13 protein-coding genes are annotated in these 16,248 nt (G+C 72.4%); 6 read left to right on the top strand and 7 right to left on the bottom strand.

What is annotated here, in order from left to right:
- Positions 1-216 precede the first annotated feature (216 nt).
- Positions 217-612, top strand: coding sequence for a nitroreductase/quinone reductase family protein (locus BKI49_RS16235; RefSeq protein ID WP_095935001.1), 396 nt, complete (start codon positions 217-219; stop codon positions 610-612).
- Positions 613-683: 71 nt separating this feature from the next.
- Here the strand turns inward: BKI49_RS16235 and BKI49_RS16240 are convergent, their stop codons facing one another.
- The 6 genes from BKI49_RS16240 to BKI49_RS16265 all read right to left on the bottom strand — a co-directional run bounded on the left by BKI49_RS16240 (position 684) and on the right by BKI49_RS16265 (position 8,409).
- The gene (locus BKI49_RS16240) at positions 684-2,135 is read right to left on the bottom strand and encodes an aldehyde dehydrogenase family protein (RefSeq protein ID WP_095935002.1); all 1,452 of its coding nucleotides are present in this window, start codon (positions 2,133-2,135) and stop codon (positions 684-686) included.
- 53 nt (positions 2,136-2,188) lie between these two features.
- Complete coding sequence (locus BKI49_RS16245; protein ID WP_095935003.1) at positions 2,189-3,919, bottom strand: N-acyl-D-amino-acid deacylase family protein; 1,731 nt, start codon at positions 3,917-3,919, stop codon at positions 2,189-2,191.
- Between the two features lie 115 nt (positions 3,920-4,034).
- Positions 4,035-5,153, bottom strand: a complete 1,119-nt coding sequence (locus tag BKI49_RS16250) for an LLM class flavin-dependent oxidoreductase (protein ID WP_095935004.1) — start codon at positions 5,151-5,153, stop codon at positions 4,035-4,037.
- Between the two features lie 98 nt (positions 5,154-5,251).
- Complete coding sequence (locus BKI49_RS16255; protein WP_095935005.1) at positions 5,252-6,028, bottom strand: SDR family NAD(P)-dependent oxidoreductase; 777 nt, start codon at positions 6,026-6,028, stop codon at positions 5,252-5,254.
- Between the two features lie 86 nt (positions 6,029-6,114).
- On the bottom strand, positions 6,115-7,056 hold the full coding sequence (locus BKI49_RS16260) for an LLM class F420-dependent oxidoreductase (protein ID WP_095935006.1): 942 nt from the start codon (positions 7,054-7,056) through the stop codon (positions 6,115-6,117).
- Between the two features lie 93 nt (positions 7,057-7,149).
- On the bottom strand, positions 7,150-8,409 hold the full coding sequence (locus BKI49_RS16265) for an amidohydrolase family protein (protein WP_095935007.1): 1,260 nt from the start codon (positions 8,407-8,409) through the stop codon (positions 7,150-7,152).
- Positions 8,410-8,635: 226 nt separating this feature from the next.
- Here BKI49_RS16265 and BKI49_RS16270 point away from each other — a divergent pair, with 226 nt between their 5' ends.
- Both BKI49_RS16270 and BKI49_RS16275 read left to right on the top strand, forming a co-directional pair.
- Positions 8,636-11,584, top strand: coding sequence for an SARP-family global regulator AfsR (locus BKI49_RS16270; RefSeq protein ID WP_095935008.1), 2,949 nt, complete (start codon positions 8,636-8,638; stop codon positions 11,582-11,584).
- 205 nt (positions 11,585-11,789) lie between these two features.
- Positions 11,790-12,023, top strand: a complete 234-nt coding sequence (locus BKI49_RS16275) for a sigma-like protein (protein ID WP_095935009.1) — start codon at positions 11,790-11,792, stop codon at positions 12,021-12,023.
- A 92-nt stretch (positions 12,024-12,115) separates the two neighbouring features.
- Here the strand turns inward: BKI49_RS16275 and BKI49_RS16280 are convergent, their stop codons facing one another.
- Positions 12,116-13,714: a FadD3 family acyl-CoA ligase gene (locus tag BKI49_RS16280; protein WP_095935010.1), complete on the bottom strand. Its 1,599-nt coding sequence runs from the start codon at positions 13,712-13,714 to the stop codon at positions 12,116-12,118.
- Positions 13,715-13,813: 99 nt separating this feature from the next.
- Between BKI49_RS16280 and BKI49_RS16285 the strand changes: the two genes are divergently transcribed.
- The 3 genes from BKI49_RS16285 to BKI49_RS16295 are packed head-to-tail and all read left to right on the top strand — an operon-like array spanning position 13,814 to position 16,177.
- Positions 13,814-14,962, top strand: a complete 1,149-nt coding sequence (locus BKI49_RS16285; protein ID WP_095935011.1) for a lipid-transfer protein — start codon at positions 13,814-13,816, stop codon at positions 14,960-14,962.
- Positions 14,963-14,975: 13 nt separating this feature from the next.
- A complete protein-coding gene (locus BKI49_RS35850; RefSeq protein WP_257004845.1) occupies positions 14,976-15,401 on the top strand; it encodes a Zn-ribbon domain-containing OB-fold protein in 426 nt (141 codons plus the stop codon).
- Positions 15,398-16,177, top strand: coding sequence for an enoyl-CoA hydratase/isomerase family protein (locus BKI49_RS16295; RefSeq protein WP_257004823.1), 780 nt, complete (start codon positions 15,398-15,400; stop codon positions 16,175-16,177). Before BKI49_RS35850 ends, BKI49_RS16295 begins: the two co-directional genes overlap by 4 nt.
- Positions 16,178-16,248 lie beyond the last annotated feature (71 nt).

Consider the following 16,248-nt stretch of genomic DNA (forward strand, 5'->3'; position numbering starts at 1 on the left):
TGAGGTAGCGACGCTACCCCTGCTCCGTAGCATCGCTACGGAACACCGGTACGGCGGCTCGGCGGCTCGGGGGCTCGGCGGCTCAGCGGCTCAGCGGCTCGGCGGCTCGGCGGCTCGGCGGCTCACAGTGGCGTGAGGCGGTGGCCGGGAACGGCCCGCCCGGCCGCCCCCACCACGCCCCGATAGGGTCGACCGGACCGAACGGGAGAAGCCCTCATGCCGCGCTACCTCGACACCAAGCACCGGGCCGTCACGACGTTCCAGCGGCGGATCGGCAATCCGCTGCTGAAGCGGTTGCCCTGGCAGACCCTGCTGGAGACCACCGGGCGCACCTCGGGGCTGCCGCGCCGGACCCCGGTCGGCGGGCGCCGCGTCGGCGACTCGTTCTGGCTCGTCTCGGAGTTCGGCGACAAGTCCCAGTACGTACGGAACATCGAGGCCGACCCGCGGGTCCGGGTCCGCATCCGGGGCCGCTGGTACCACGGCACCGCCCATCCGCTCCCCGACGACGACCCGCGGGCCCGCCTCAGGCTGCTGCCGCGCCTGAACAGCGCTGCCGTCCGCGTCCTCGGCACCCGGCTGCTGACCGTCCGGGTCGACCTGACCGACTGACCGCCCGCGCCTGCCTGACCGGCCGACCGTCCGCAGCCGGCCGGACCCGCGGGCGGTCGTCCGGCCCCGCCTCACCCCGGCCAGACAATGGCCTGCACCTCGCTGTAGGCGTGCAGCGCGTAGGACCCCACGTCCCGCCCGACGCCGCTCTTCTTGAAGCCGCCGAACGGGGCCTCCATGTTGCGGCCGACCGTGTTCACGCCCACCCCGCCGGCCCGCAGCCGGCGGGCGACGCGGAAGGCGCGGGCGACGTCGCCGGACCAGACGTAGTCGATCAGGCCGTAGTCGCTGTCGTTGGCGAGGGTGACCGCCTCCTCCTCGTCGTCGAAGGGGAGGACGGCGACGACCGGGCCGAAGATCTCCTCACGCACCACCCGCATGTCGGGCGTGCAGTCGGCGAGCAGGGTGGGTGCGACGTAGAAACCCCGTTCGGCGGCGGGCCGTTCGCCGCCCGCGACGACGCGCGCGCCTTCCTTGCGCCCCAGTTCGACGTACGCCTCGACACGGTCGCGATGGGCCGCGGAGATGACCGGGCCGACCACCGTGCCCTGCCCCCTCGGGTCCCCCACCGTCAAGTGCCGTGCGTACGCGGCCAGTCGCTCGACCAGCCGGTCGTACACGCCTCGCTGCACGATCACCCGGGTCGGCGCCGTGCAGATCTGCCCGCTGTAGAACGAGAACGTGGTGCCGATCCCCGACACCGCCGAGTCCAGGTCGGCGTCGTCGAAGACGACCGCCGCGCCCTTCCCGCCCAGCTCCATCAGCTGCCGCTTCATCCCCCGGCCGCACACCTCGGCGATCCGCTGCCCGACCGCGGTCGAACCGGTGAAGCTGACCATGTCGACGTCGGGGCAGTCGACCGCGGCCTCCCCGGCCTCCGGGCGCGATCCCGACACCACGTTCACCACGCCCGGCGGGGCGCCGGCCGCCTCCAGGGCCTCCGCCATCCGGTACACCGACAGCGGGTCCTGCGGCGCGGGCTTGACCACCACGGTGTTGCCCATGGCCAGGGCGGGGGCCACCTTGCCGGCCGGATTGGCCCAGGGGTTGTTGTACGAGGTGATGCACGTGACCACCCCGACCGGGTGGCGCACGGCCAGCGCGCCCATCACGGCGGCCCCGCCGAACGGGCCGGCCTCGTTGATCTGCGGCGGCAGCGGCTGTTCGACGGGCTCGACCTTCGCGTAGCGCCGGAAGCGGGCCACCGCGACCCCCACCTGCATGCCGCGCGCCGTGCCCGTCGTGGCACCGCTCTCGGCCTGGGCGAGCTCGGCGTACGGAAGGAAGTTGCGCTGGATGATCCCGGCCGCCCGGCCGAGCACCGCGGCGCGTTCCTCCGCGGGTGTGCGCGACCACGCGCCGAAGGCCTCACGGGCCGCCGCCGCGGCCGCGTGCACCTGGTCCCGCGAGGCCTCGGGCGCGAGCCCGACGGCCTCCTCGGTCGCCGGATCGATCACCTCGTAGTGCCCGTGCTCGGGCTCCACCCACGCCCCGCCGATGAACAACCGCTGCTCGCCGGTCACCTGACCCCCTCGAAGAACCGGTCCGGGCCGCCGCGCGGCGGCCCGGACGCCCGTCACCTGGTGTTCACCGTCCGCGTGTCCCGCCCGGAGCGGAGCACCTTGCCGGGCACGGCGCCGGTCACCGTGTCCTGCCGGATCGCCTCGACGCCGTTGACCCACACCGCGGTCACGCCGATCGCCTTGGAGTCGAGGCGCGGGCTGTCACCCGGCAGGTCGTGCACCAGGGTGGCCTTGCCGGCGTCGATCCGTTCCGGGTCGAAGAGGACCAGGTCGGCATGGAACCCCACCTCGATGCGTCCGCGCTCGCGCAGCCCGAACAGCTGCGCCGGATCGTCCGTCAGCATCCGTACGGCCTGCTCCAGCGTCGCCAGCTTCCGCCCGCGCAGACAGTCGCCGAGGAAGCGCGTGGTGTACGGGGCTCCGCACATGCGGTCCAGGTGGGCGCCCGCGTCGGAGCCGCCGAGCAGCACGTCCTGGTGCTGCCAGGTCTCCGCGCGCAGCGCCCACGAGCCGGGGTCGTTGTCGGTGGGCATCGGCCACAGCACGGTCCGCAGGTCGTCGTGGGCGCAGATCTCGACCAGGCACGCGAAGGGCTCCTGGCCGCGCTCGGCCGCGATGTCCCGGACGACCCGGCCGGTCAGGCCCTCGTTGGCCGCGCTGTACGTGTCCCCGATGACGTAGCGCCCGAAGTCGGCGAGCCGCCGGAACACGCCCGCCTCCTTGCTGTCGGCCCGCCGCAGCATCTCGGCGCGGACGTCCGGGTCGCGGAGCTTCGCGATGCGTTCCGGGACGGGCAGCGCGAGGACCGGACCCCAGCCGGGGATCAGGTTCAGCGCGCAGAAGGTGCCGAGCGACATGTTCATCGGGGTGAGGATCGGCATGGTGAGCGCGACGACGCGGCCACCGGCCTTGCGGGCGCGTTCGCTCGCCTCCAGTTGCCGCGGGACGCGTTCGGGCACGGCCGCGTCGATCGTCAGGACGTTCCAGTTCAGGGGGCGGCCCGCCGCCGCGCTCATCTCCACGAACAGGTCGATCTCGGCGTCGCTGAACTGATCGAGGCAGCCCGCCACGATCGCCTCGATCTGTGTGCCCTCGTGCTCGCCGACCGCCTTGCTGAGCGCCAGCAGTTCCGCGGGCCGGGCGTGCCGTGAGGCGACCGGTTCGCCGTCGCCGTCGGAGTGGGTGGAGGACTGGGTGGTGGACAGGCCCCAGGCGCCCGCGTCCATCGCCTCGTGGAGCAGGCGCAGCATGTCCTCCAGCTGGCCCGGGGTGGGCCGGCCGCCCACCGCGTCGGGTCCCATCACATGGCGGCGCAGCGCGCAGTGCCCGACCATGAAGCCGGCGTTGACGGCGATGCGGCCCTCCAGGGCGTCCAGGTACTCGCCGAAGGTGTGCCAGTTCCAGGGCGCGCCCTCCTCCAGGGCGACCAGGGACATGCCCTCGACCTTGGACATCATGCGGCGGGTGTAGTCGGCGTCGGCGGGGCGGGCGGGGTTCAGCGGCGCCAGGGTGAAGCCGCAGTTGCCGCCCGCGACGGTGGTGACCCCGTGGTTCAGGGACGGCGTCGCGTACGGGTCCCAGAAGAGCTGGGCGTCGTAGTGCGTGTGCGGGTCGACGAAGCCGGGCGCGAGGACGAGGCCGGCCGCGTCCTCGGCCGTGCGGGACTCCTCGGTGACCGCGCCGACGGCGGCGACACGGCCGTCCCGTATGCCGACGTCGGCGACGAACGCGGGCGCGCCGGTCCCGTCGACGACGGTCGCGCCCCTGATGACGTGATCGAGCATGGCGGCGTCCCTCCTTGAACTCCGCGGCGGTGGGCGCCCCCACAGGGGCGCGGGGAACTGCGCGGCCGGCCGCCGGGGGTCCGCGGTCGCCCGGCGGTCCGCGGCCCCGCGGCGTTCAGGCGCTCTGCCGGAACCGCGTGGTCCGGTGCACGGGATCCGTGTCGATCTTCGGGATCACGTGTTCGCCGATCAGCCGGATGGTCTGCAGGGTCTCCTCCTTGGGCACCCCGACCGGCAGACCGAAGCTGAGCTGGTCGGCGCCCGCCTGCTCCCAGCGCTTGCACTGGGTGAGCACCTCGTCCGGGTCGCCGCAGATCAGCAGTTCCTCCTCGATGAGGAGCTCGACGAACTCGGGGGTGTACTCGGGGAGCGTCTCGGGCCAGACGGGGAAGCCCTCGGGGCGCGGGAAGGTGTCGTGGTAGCGGAAGACGAGGGACGGCAGGTAGTGCAGTCCGCCGCGGACGGCGATGTCGATGGCCTCGTCGTGGGTGGGCGCGCAGATGGCGGTCGTCGTCACCATCACGTTGTCGTTGACGAAGTCGCCGATCGGTTCGGCGTTCACGATCGCGGTCTTGTACTGCTCCAGCACCCACTCCATGTCGGAGACCTTCTGGATGCTGAAGCCGAGCACTCCGAGGCCCTTGCGGGCGGCCATGGCGTACGAGGGCGGTGAGCCGGCGGCGTACCACATGGCCGGGTGCGACTTCCCGTACGGCTTCGGCAGGATCTTGCGCGGCGGCAGCGACCAGAACTTGCCCTGGAAGCCGACGTACTCGTCCTGGAGCCACATCTTCGGGAACTCGGCGATCGTCTCCTCCCAGATCTCCTTGGTGAAGTTCATGTCGGTGACGCCCGGTATGAAGCCGAGGATCTCGTGCGAGCCGGCGCCGCGCCCCGAGCCGAACTCGAAGCGGTTGCGCGAGAGGTGGTCGAGCATGGCGACCTTCTCGGCTACCTTCACCGGGTGGTTGACCTGGGCGAGCGGGTTGAAGATGCCCGAGCCGAGGTGGATGCGTTCGGTCGCGTGCGCCAGGTAGCCGAGGTAGACGTCGTTCGCCGAGAGGTGCGAGTACTCCTCCAGGAAGTGGTGCTCGGACGCCCAGGCGTACTTGAAGCCGGACTTGTCCGCCTGGATGACGTACTCGGTCTCCTCCATCAGCGCCTTGTGCTCGGCGAGCGGATCGGTCTCGGCCCGCTTGCCCACGTATCCCTGTACAAAGAGCCCGAATTCCAAGGAGGTTCACCGTCCCCACGTCTTTATCTGACAGACCGTCAGATCTAATGCGCCGACTGTTGCACCGCACCCTTGAGCCGTCAATAGCTGACAGCACGTCAGATGACGCTGATCCCGGCCAGCCATCCCCCGTCGATCACGAACGGCTGCCCGGTGATGTAGGAGGAGTCCTCGCCGGTCAGGAACAGGGCCAGCCGGGCCACCTCCTCCGGCCGCCCGACGCGCCCCAGCGGCACGAGCTTGCGGTACAGCTCGTCGAGGGCGGCGGAGGTCTCCTCGGGGTCCGCGTCCGGGTCGAGCTGGGCGGGGTTGCTCATGGCGGTGTCGACGGCTCCGGGGCACACCGCGTTGACCCGTATGCCCTTGGCCGCGAGCTCCAGGGCGGCCACCCGGGTCAGCCCGACGATGGCGTGCTTGGTCGCCGCGTACGCGCCCACCCACGCCATGCCGGTGAGTCCCGTGTACGAGGCCGTGTTCACGATCGTGCCGCCGCCCGCGGCGGCGATCTCCGGCGCGACGGTCTTGATGCCGAGGAACACCCCGACCTGGTTGACCTGCACGATCTGCTGGAACTCTTCGAGGGGCGTGTCGACCAGTTCGTTGAAGCGCAGGATGCCGGCGTTGTTGACGAGCCCGTCGACGCGCCCGTACGCGCCCTTCGCGGCGGCCGTGGCCGCGCGCCAGTCGTCCTCACTGCTCACGTCGAGGTGGACGTACCGGGCCCCGATCTCCTTGGCGAGGGTCTCGCCCTGGTCGTCCAGCACGTCGGCGAGGACGACCCGCGCGCCCTCCGCCACGAAGAGCCGCGCCTCCTGCTCGCCCTGTCCGCGCGCCGCGCCGGTGATGAGGACGACGCGTCCGTCCAGCTTGCCCATGCCGTGTCTCCCTGCTCTGCCTGGTTGGGGTGGGTGCGGGCGAGGGCGGCCCGGCCGCAGCTCCTGGATCCGGACCGTGCCCCGCCTCAGTCGAGGAGGGGCCCGACCTCCGCGCCGAACGCGGCCATCTGGTCGGTGAGCTCGCCGCGGCTGCGGCTGCGGAAGCGCACCTGTATCTGGTGCACGCCCATCGCGCGGTACGCCCGCAGCGACTCGGCGAGCGCCTCGGGCGATCCGTGCAGGGTGCGCCGCCCGACGTCCCAGCCCGGCTCGCCGACGTACAGCGGCTCGGTGATGGCGCCGACGGTCAGGGGGTCCTCGATGCCCGCCTGCGCGCGCAGCTCGCCGAGCCGGGCGATCTGCGCGGGCAGCCGGTCGCGCGGGTCGCCCTGCGGCAGCCAGCCGTCGCCGCGGACCGCGGCACGGCGCACGGCGGCGGGCGAGGAGCCGCCGACCCACACGGGCACCCGGTCCTGGGCCGGCCGCGGCCGCTGCCCGAGCCCCTCGAAGTCGTACAGCTTGCCGTGGTGGACCGGGAACTCCTCGGGACCGAGGGCGGCGCGCAGCGCGTCCACGGTCTCGTCGAGCACCGCCCCGCGCCGCTCGAAGTCGGCCCCGACCGCGTCGAACTCCTCGCGCACGTGCCCGGCGCCCACCCCGAGCACGAGCCGGCCGCCGGACAGGTGGTCGAGGGTCGCGTACTGCTTGGCCGTGACGAGCGGATGCCGCAGTCCGACGATCGCGACATGGCTGAGCAACCGGACCCGTTCCGTCACGGCCGCCAGGTGCGCGAGGGTGGCGACGGGGTCGTACCAGATGGTGCTCATCGCCCCGGCGAGGCGGCGCGGGATGGCGACGTGGTCGCAGCTCGCGATGTAGTCGAAGCCGGCGCGGTCGGCAGTGCGGGCGATCTCGACGAGGTCCGCCGGGCCCGCCGAGGCCTCCCACGCCTCCGCGTAGAGCGTGCTCTGCGACTGGACCGGGAGCTGCATCCCGTACGCCAGTCGTCCTTCGGGCAGCACCTGCATGGCACGCCCTCCCATCTGACGATCCGTCATGTCGCTCGGGCTGTCGCCCATCGTCGTAGCTGACGGACCGTCAGACAAGAGGCGGGCCGGTATTCAGGGCGCCCAGAGACCGTCCTCCGTGAGCCCCAGCAGGTCGATCGCGTTGCGCCGCACGATCCGCTCGACGACATCGGGGGCGAGATGGGCCATCTGCGCCTCGCCGACCTCCCGGGACTTCGGCCAGGTGGAGTCCGAGTGCGGGTAGTCCGTCTCGTACAGGACGTTGCCGACGCCGATCGCGTCCAGGTTCCGCAGGCCGAAGGCGTCGTCGAAGAAGCAGCCGTACACATGGTCGGCGAACAGCTCGGACGGCGGCCGGTGCACCTTGTCGGCGACACCGCCCCAGCCCCGGTTCTCCTCCCACACCACGTCGGCCCGTTCGAGGATGTAGGGAATCCAGCCGATCTGCCCCTCCGCGTACATGACCTTCAGGTTCGAAAAGCGTTCGAACTTGCCGCTCATCAGCCAGTCCACCATCGAGAAGCAGCAGTTGGCGAAGGTGATGGTGGAGCCGACGGCGGGCGGGGCGTCGGCGGAGGTCGAGGGCATACGGCTGGAGGAGCCGATGTGCATGGCGACGACCGTGCCGGTCTCGTCGCACGCGGCGAGGAAGGGGTCCCAGGCGTCGGTATGGACGGAAGGCAGCCCCAGATGGGGAGGGATCTCGGAGAAGGCCACCGCGCGTACGCCACGGGCCGCATTGCGCCGTACTTCTTCCGCCGCAAGTTCGGCGTCCCACAGCGGAATGAGGGTCAGCGGTATGAGGCGGCCCGCGGCCTGAGGTCCGCACCATTCCTCCACCATCCAGTCGTTGTAGGCCCTCACCGCGAGAAGGCCCAGCTCGCGATCCTTGGCCTCGGTGAACGTCTGGCCGCAGAAGCGCGGGAACGTGGGGAAGCAGAGAGCGGACTGGACATGATTGACGTCCATGTCGGCCAGGCGCGAGGGCACGTCGTACGAGCCTGGTCGCATCTGCTCGTACGTGATGACTTCGAGCCTGATCTCGTCGCGGGAGTACCCGACGGCCGTGTCGAGCCGGGTGAGCGGGCGGTGCAGGTCCTCGTACACCCACCAGTCGCCGACCGGACCGTCGTCGCCCGGGGCGCCCATCACCGGGGCGAACTTCCCGCCGAGGAACGTCATCTCCTTCAGCGGCGCCCGGACGATGCGGGGGCCGGTGTCCTGGTACCTGGCCGGGAGCCTGTCGCGCCAGACGTCGGGGGGCTCCACCGTGTGGTCGTCCACCGAGATGATCTTCGGGAAGGGCGTTTCGGAGGTCACCGAAGGGCCCGCCTTGCTCTGCGTGGTCTCCATACGGCCCACGGTAGCGCTGATCTGACGACCCGTCAGCTCCCTGTCCAGCCGCCCGTACCGCCACCCGTGGGCTGGGCGATTGTGTGCGGACATGTGAGGAGACTGTGTGAGGACCTTGTGGTGTACCGTCCGGCGCCCTGTGACAGCCGTCTCCCACGGCTGACGCATCCGCCATGAACAAGGCAAACTGGCCTCGTTGTACTGACGGTTCGGCAGGGGGACAGCGATGGTCGGTGTGCCGCGGGTACCGGAGCAGCGGCGTCCCGAGGGATCGGCGGCGTTGCGCTTCAGCGTGCTCGGACCGGTGCGCGCCTGGCGCGGGGACGACGCCCTGCCCGCCGGGTCACCACAACAACGCGCCCTGCTGGCGGCCCTGCTGCTGCGCGAGGGCCGCACGGCCACGGCATCCGAACTCATCGACGCCCTCTGGGGCGACGAACCCCCCTCCCAGGCGCTGGCCGCCGTCCGCACCTACGCGTCACGGCTCAGGAAGGCCCTGGGAACCGACGTCCTGGTCAGCGAGTCCGGCGGATACGCCATCCGGTCCCTCGGCGACGGGGCGCTGGACCTCGCCCGCGCCCAGGAACTCGCCGCCGACGCGGAGAAGGCCCGCGGCGGTGGAGACCTGTGCCGCGCCCGCGAGCTGCTCCGGGACGCCCTCGGCCAGTGGGACGGCGAGGCGCTCGCGAGCGTGCCCGGCCCGTACGCGGAGACCCAGCGGGCACGGCTCGACGAATGGCGGCTGCAACTCCTGGAGTCCTGCCTCGACATGGACCTGGAGCAGGGCTGCCACGCGGAGGCCGTCTCGGAGCTGACCGCCCTGACGGCCGCGCACCCGCTGCGCGAACGGCTGCGCGAACTGCTGATGCTCGCCCTCTACCGCAGCGGCCGCCAGGCCGAGGCCCTCGCGGTGTACGCGGACACCCGGCGCCTGCTCGCCGACGAGCTGGGCGTGGACCCGCGGGCGGGCCTCAAGGAGCTCCAGCAGCGCATCCTCCAGGCCGACCCCGGCCTCGCCGAACCGTCCGCCCCGGCCGCCGAGCCCGCCGCGGCTCCGGTACGCCCCGCCCAGCTGCCGGCCACCGTCACCGACTTCACCGGGCGCGCCTCCTTCGTCCAGGAACTCAGCGAGGTCCTGGCCTCCGCCACCTCCGCGGAGGGCAGCGTGATGGCGGTCTCCGCGCTCGCCGGGATCGGCGGCGTGGGCAAGACGACCCTCGCCGTGCATGTCGCGCACCAGTCGCGCGGGGCCTTCCCCGACGGTCAGCTGTACGTGGACCTCCAGGGCGCGGGCGCACGCTCCGCCGAACCCGAGACCGTGCTCGGGGCCTTCCTGCGGGCCCTGGGCACCGCCGACTCGGCGATCCCCGACTCCCTGGAGGAACGGGCCGCCCTCTACCGCTCCGTGCTGGACGGGCGCCGCGTGCTCGTCCTGCTGGACAACGCGCGGGACGCCGCACAGGTGCGTCCGCTGCTGCCCGGCACCGAGGGCTGCGCGGCGCTGGTGACCTCCCGGGTGCGGATGGTGGACCTGGCGGGCGCGCACCTCGTGGACCTCGACGTGATGTCCCCCGAGGAAGCCCTCCAGCTCTTCACGAAGATCGTCGGCGAGGAGCGGGTGGCGTCCGAGCGGGAGGCCGCCCTGGACGTGGTCGCCGCGTGCGGCTTCCTCCCCCTGGCCATCCGCATCGCCGCCTCCCGGCTGGCCGCCCGCCGCACCTGGACCGTGTCCGTCCTGGCCGCCAAGCTCGCCGACGAGCGGCGCCGACTGGACGAGCTCCAGGCGGGCGACCTCGCCGTCAAGGCGACCTTCGAACTCGGCTACGGCCAGCTGGAGCCCGCACAGGCCCGCGCCTTCCGGCTGCTGGGCCTGGCCGACGGCCCGGACATCTCGCTGCCCGCGGCGGCCGCCGTGCTCGACCTGGGCATCGAGGACACCGAGGACCTCCTGGAGTCCCTCGTCGACACCTCGCTCCTGGAGTCCGCGGCGCCCGGCCGCTACCGCTACCACGACCTCGTACGGCTCTACGCGCGTGCCTGCGCCGAGCGCGACGAACAGCCGCCGAGCGAACGCGCCGCGGCGATGTCGCGGCTGCTGGACTTCTACCTGGCCTCGGCCAGCGCGGTCTACGCCATCGAACGCCCCGGCGACCGGACCGTGGACCATCTCGAAGTGACCCGGCAGCAGGGGCAGGAGTTCGCCGACGACGGCAAGGCGCTCGACTGGCTGCACGCCGAGGCGGCCTGCATCCTGGCGTTCGTCCAGCAGTCGCTCGGCCCGGACACACTGCGCCGGGGGGTCGATCTCCTGCTCGCCTCCAAGGACCTCGCGGAATCGGGGGCCAGCTCCCTGGCGTACGAGGCGGCGACCAGGGCCGCCCGGGATGCCGCGGAGGCCCTCGACGACGCCCACGCGGCGGGGCGCGCCCGGGTCACGCTCACCCAGGTGCTCAGCACCGCGGGACGCTTCGACGAGGCGGCCGCCGAGGCCGACCGGGCCGTCGTCCTCGGCGAGGCGGCCATGGACCCCTGGACCAGCGGCAACGCGCCCAACGAGCTCGGCATCATCGCCATCTGCCGCAACGAGCACGCCGCCGGCGAGGCGCATCTGCTCAAGGCGATCGACCGCTTCCGCGCGGACGGCAACCGTCCCGGTGAGGCGAGCGCCCTGTGCAACCTCTCCCGTGTGCTGGTCTCCATGAACCGCACCGCGGCGGGCATCGAGCTGGCCCAGCAGGGCATCGCGATCTACGACGAGCTGGGCCTGACCGTCCGGCTCGCCAACGCCCGCTACGCGCTCGGTATCGCGTTCAGCCACGCCGGGCGCCACGTCGAGGCACTGCAGCAACTCACCCAGGCGCTCGCCATCTTCGTCGAGAACCGGCAGCGCCTGTGGGAGGGCACCACGCACTTCCGTATCGCGCAGGTGCACCTGGCGGGCCGCGGTCTCGGCAACGCGGCCCAGCACGCCGAACAGGCCCTCAGCACCGGCTGCATCGGCGGTGACTGGATGCGCGCCAACGTCCTCACCCTCCTCGGACGGTCGTTGCAGGGTCTCGGACAGGTGGACCGGGCACGCGCCTGCTGGAACGAGGCGCTCACCATCCACGAGGAGGCGGGCGCCCCCGAGGCGGACGAACTGCGCGCTCTGCTCAGCCCCGTAGCCGCCGCCTGAGCCGCCCCCGGGCGGCGTTCATCGAACGTTTATGGGCGGCTGCCAGTCTCAGTGCATCGAGCCGTCGCGTCGGGGGGCAGACGGATCGGCGTGGGCCCCACTTGTAGGGTGAGCGGCCCTGGAACGCCCGTTCGGCGACCCACGGGGGAGTTGCCGAACGGGCGTTCCCCACAGCACACCTTCAACTTCACGGGAGGGCCCAGCCATGAGCGACGAGAAGAAGACCGACGACCTCACGGACGCCACCACGATGGACAGCCACGCGCCCGCTCCGCCGGCCAAGGACCCCGTCGCCACCACGGACGACAGCCACGCGCCCGTGCCCGGCGAGGACGCCGTGACCACGATGGACAGCCACGCCCCGGCCCCGCCGGCCAAGGACGGCGTGACCACGATGGACAGCCACGCTCCCGTGCCGCCGGCGCTGCGCCGCGACTGACGACTGCCTGGCAACGGGGATCGGCCGCGGCGGCGCGGAGGGGGAGCCGTCGCGGCCGAGGCATGTCCGGGAGACGCCGGCCCGCCCGTCCGTCAGCGGCCCCGCAGTTCCCCCTTGACCACCTTCCCGCTCGCGTTGCGCGGCAGCTGGGCCACGAACTCCACTGCGCGCGGGACCTTGTAGTTGGCCATCTCACGGCGGGACCAGGCGATGAGGTCGTCGGAGGTCAGGGTGGAGTCCGTACGGCGGACCACGTAGGCCTTGCCCACCTCGCCGAGGCGGCCGTCGGGGACGCCGATCACGGCGACGTCGGCCACGTCCGGGTGCAGGCCGAGGAGTTGCTCTATCTCCGCGGGGTAGGCGTTGAAGCCGCCGACGATGAACATGTCCTTGATCCGGTCGGTGATGCGGAGGTTGCCCGCCTCGTCGAGGACGCCGACGTCCCCGGTGCGGAGCCAGCCGTCCGGGTCCAGGACCACGGAGGTGGCCTCCGGGTCCTCGAAGTAGCCCTGCATGACGTTGAATCCGCGGACCAGGACCTCTCCGGGCGTGCCCGGGCCGACGGGGTCTCCCGCGGTGTCCACGACCCGCACCTCGCTGCCCGGGATGGCCCGGCCCGACGTGGCGGCGATCACCGGCGCGGCGTCGCCCCGGCGGCACATGGTGACGATGCCGCTGGCCTCGGAGAGACCGTAGGCCGTCAGCACGGTGTCGATCCGCAGCTCGGACTTCAGCCGTTCCACCAGGCGCAGCGGGACGACGGCCGCGCCCGTCACCACCAGGCGCAGGGCCGAGAGGTCGTGGGTGTCCCGGGACGGGTGGTCCAGCAGGGACTGGTGGAGGGTGGGCGGGCCCGGGAGGACGGAGATGCGCTCCGCGGCGATGTTCGCCAGCACGGTGTCCACGTCGAACACGGGCTGCGGGACCATGGTCGCGCCGCGCATCAGACAGGCGATGATCCCGGCCTTGTAGCCGAAGGTGTGGAAGAACGGGTTGACGATCAGATAGCGGTCGCCCTCGCGCAGGCCCGCGAGGTCGCTCCAGATCGCGTAGCCGCGCAGCGTCTGCGCGTGGGTGATCAGCGCGCCCTTGGGGCGGCCGGTCGTGCCCGAGGTGAAGACGATGTCGGAGGGTGACTCTCCGGAGAGGGCGTCCTCGCGCCGCCGTACGTCGTCCCGGCCCACGCCTTCGCCCTCGGCCAGGAAGTCCTTCCACGTGCGGAAGTCGGCGGGGGCGTCGTCCGCGAGGACCACCACCTGCTCCAGGTGCGGCAGCCCCGGCAGCGGACCGGATCCGGCGCCCTCCCCGGCGGCCCGACGCAGCGACGCCACGTACGAGGTGCCCAGGAAGGTGCCCGTGACGAACAGCAGTTTCGCGCGGCTCCGGGACAGCACGTACGCCGCTTCCGCGCCCTTGAAACGGGTGTTGAGGGGGACGAGGACGGCACCGGCGCCGACGGCGCCGAGGGCGGAGACGATCCAGTCGAGGGTGTTGGGCGCCCAGACAGCGACCCGGTCGCCGGGCTCCACCCCGTTCGCCATGCAGGCCGCCGTCGCGCGTTCGACGCGGGCGCCCAGCTCCTCGTACGAGACGCGGGTGCGGCCGTCGACGACCGCCTCGCGGTCCGCGAAGCGCTCCGTGGCCGACCGCACCAGCCCCGGGACGCTCGTCCACTCAAGGTCACCGCGCATCGCGTACCTCCCGCCCGCACACCACTAGCTGACTGTCCGTCAGATTAGCTGTAGCCTGACGCCCTGTCAGCAGCCGGGACGTTGTGCGGAGGTGCACCCATGCCGGGGATCAAGGACGCCACAGCCGTCGTCGGGATCGGGCAGACCCCCTTCGCCAAACACCTCCCGGAGTCCGAGAAGGCCCTGGCCTGCCGGGCGATCCTCGCCGCCCTCGACGACGCCGGCATCGCGGCGTCGGAGGTCGACGGGCTCGCCTCCTACACCATGGAGGAGACGGACGAGGTGGAGGTCGCCAAGGCGGTCGGCCTCGGCGACCTCACGTTCTTCAGCAAGGTCGGCTACGGGGGCGGCGGTTCCTGCGCCACGGTCGCGCACCTGGCCGCCGCCATCGCCGCCGGGCAGGCCACCGTCGGCGTCGCCTGGCGGTCGCGCAAACGCGGCTCCGGACCCCGCCCGTGGAAGAACACCACCGTCCAGCTCCCCACCCCGGCGCAGTGGACCCGCCCCTTCGGACTTCTGCGCCCCGCCGACGAGATCGGCATGCTCGCCCGCCGGTACATGCACGAGTACGGCGCCACCCGCGACCACCTCTTCAACGTCGCCCTCGCCTGCCGCAACCGCGCCAACCAGAACCCCGCCGCGATCATGTACGAACGCCCGCTCACCCGCGAGATGTACATGACCTCCCGGTGGATCAGCGAACCGCTCTGCCTCTTCGACAACTGTCTGGAGACCGACGGCGCGCTGGCCTGCGTCCTGGTGTCCGCCGAACGCGCCCGCGACTGCCGCACCCGGCCCGTCTACGTCCACTCCGCCGCCCAGGGCCTGCCCGCCCAGCACCACGGGATGGTCAACTACTGGAACGACGACCCGCTCACCGGGCCCGCCTGGACGGCCGCCCGACACCTGTGGAAACACGCCGACTTCACCCCCGAGGACGTCGACGTGGCGCAGATCTACGACGCCTTCACCCCGCTCATACCGCTCTCCCTGGAGGGCTACGGATTCTGCGCGCGGGGTGAGGGCGCCGCGTTCACGGAGGGCGGCGCACTGGAGATCGGCGGGCGGCTGCCGGTCAACACCGGCGGAGGCGGACTCAGCGAGGCGTACGTGCACGGCTTCAACCTCATCAACGAAGGCGTGAAGCAGCTGCGCGGCACGAGCACCGCACAGGTACCCGGGGCCGCGACCTGCCTGGTCACCGCGGGGGAAGGCGTCCCGACCTCCGCCCTTCTGCTGAGGAGCTGAGATGTCCGACAGCCTGCTCTCCCCCGTGCCCGACGACGACGGCGCCCCCTTCTGGCAGTACGCCGCACACGGCGAACTGCGTGTCCAGGCCTGCGCCGACTGCGGCGAACTCCGCTTCCCGCCCCGCCCCTGCTGCCCGCACTGCCACTCCTTCGCGAGCGAATGGCGCAGGATGAGCGGCCGGGGGCGCGTGTGGTCGTACGTCGTCCCGCACCCCCCGCTGCTGCCCGCCTACGCCGAACAGGCGCCGTACAACGCGATCGTGGTGGAGCTCGCGGACGCCCCGCGGATCCGTCTCGTGGGCAATCTGGTGACCGCCCCCGACGCCCCGCTGAACTCCGTCCCCGCGCAGCGGCTGCGGATCGGCGCACGGGTGCAGGCGGTCTTCACCGAGGTCGACGGGGTGTCCGTGCCCCGCTGGGTCCTGGAGCGGCCGTGAGCGGCGGCGGACTGCGCGTCAGCGCCGACAAGGACACCGGTGTCGCCGTCGTCACCATCGACCGGCCCGCCCGGCTCAACGCCATCGACCTCGGCACCGCCGCCGAACTCGCCGCCGCATGGCGGGACTTCCGCTACGACGACGGTGTGCGGGCCGTCGTCGTCACCGGCGCCGGGGAGCGGGCCTTCAGCACCGGAATAGACCGGGACGCGGCGGTGCCGCAGCCGGGCTCCCCGTTCATGGTGGACGACCCCCTCCTCACCATCGGTCCGAAGGCCAACGACCTGTGGAAGCCGGTGATCGCCGCCGTCAACGGCATGGCCTGCGGCGGCGCCTTCTACCTGCTGGGCGAGGCGGAGTTCGTGGTCGCGGACGAGACGGCGACCTTCTTCGACCCGCACACCACGTACGGGATGGTCAGCGCCTACGAGTCCGTCCACATGGCGCAGCGGATGCCGTTCGGCGAAGTGGCGCGGATGGCGCTGATGGGGACCGCCGAGCGGATCTCGGCGCGGCGGGCCCACGAGGTGGGGCTGGTGTCCGAACTCACCCCGCCCGGTGCCGCGCTGGACGCGGCCGTCGAGTGCGCCGCCGTCATCGCCTCGCATCCGCCCGAGGCCGTGCAGGGGACCGTACGGGCGCTGTGGCTCGCCAAGGAGGCGGCACGGGCCCAGGCCCTCGCGCACGCCCCGCAGCTCGTCTCGCTCGGCAATCTGCCGACGGAACGGCAGGCGGGGCTGTTCACCGGACGACGGCCCGGGTTCCGGCTGCGTTAGGGGGTTTCGGCGTCGCGTGGCGGGGTTCCCGGACCGGGCGTAGCGTCTGCTGCGACGGCCGCCGTCCGGAC

The organism is Streptomyces sp. Tue6028, assembly GCF_002300165.1.
Lineage (GTDB): Bacteria > Actinomycetota > Actinomycetes > Streptomycetales > Streptomycetaceae > Streptomyces > Streptomyces siamensis.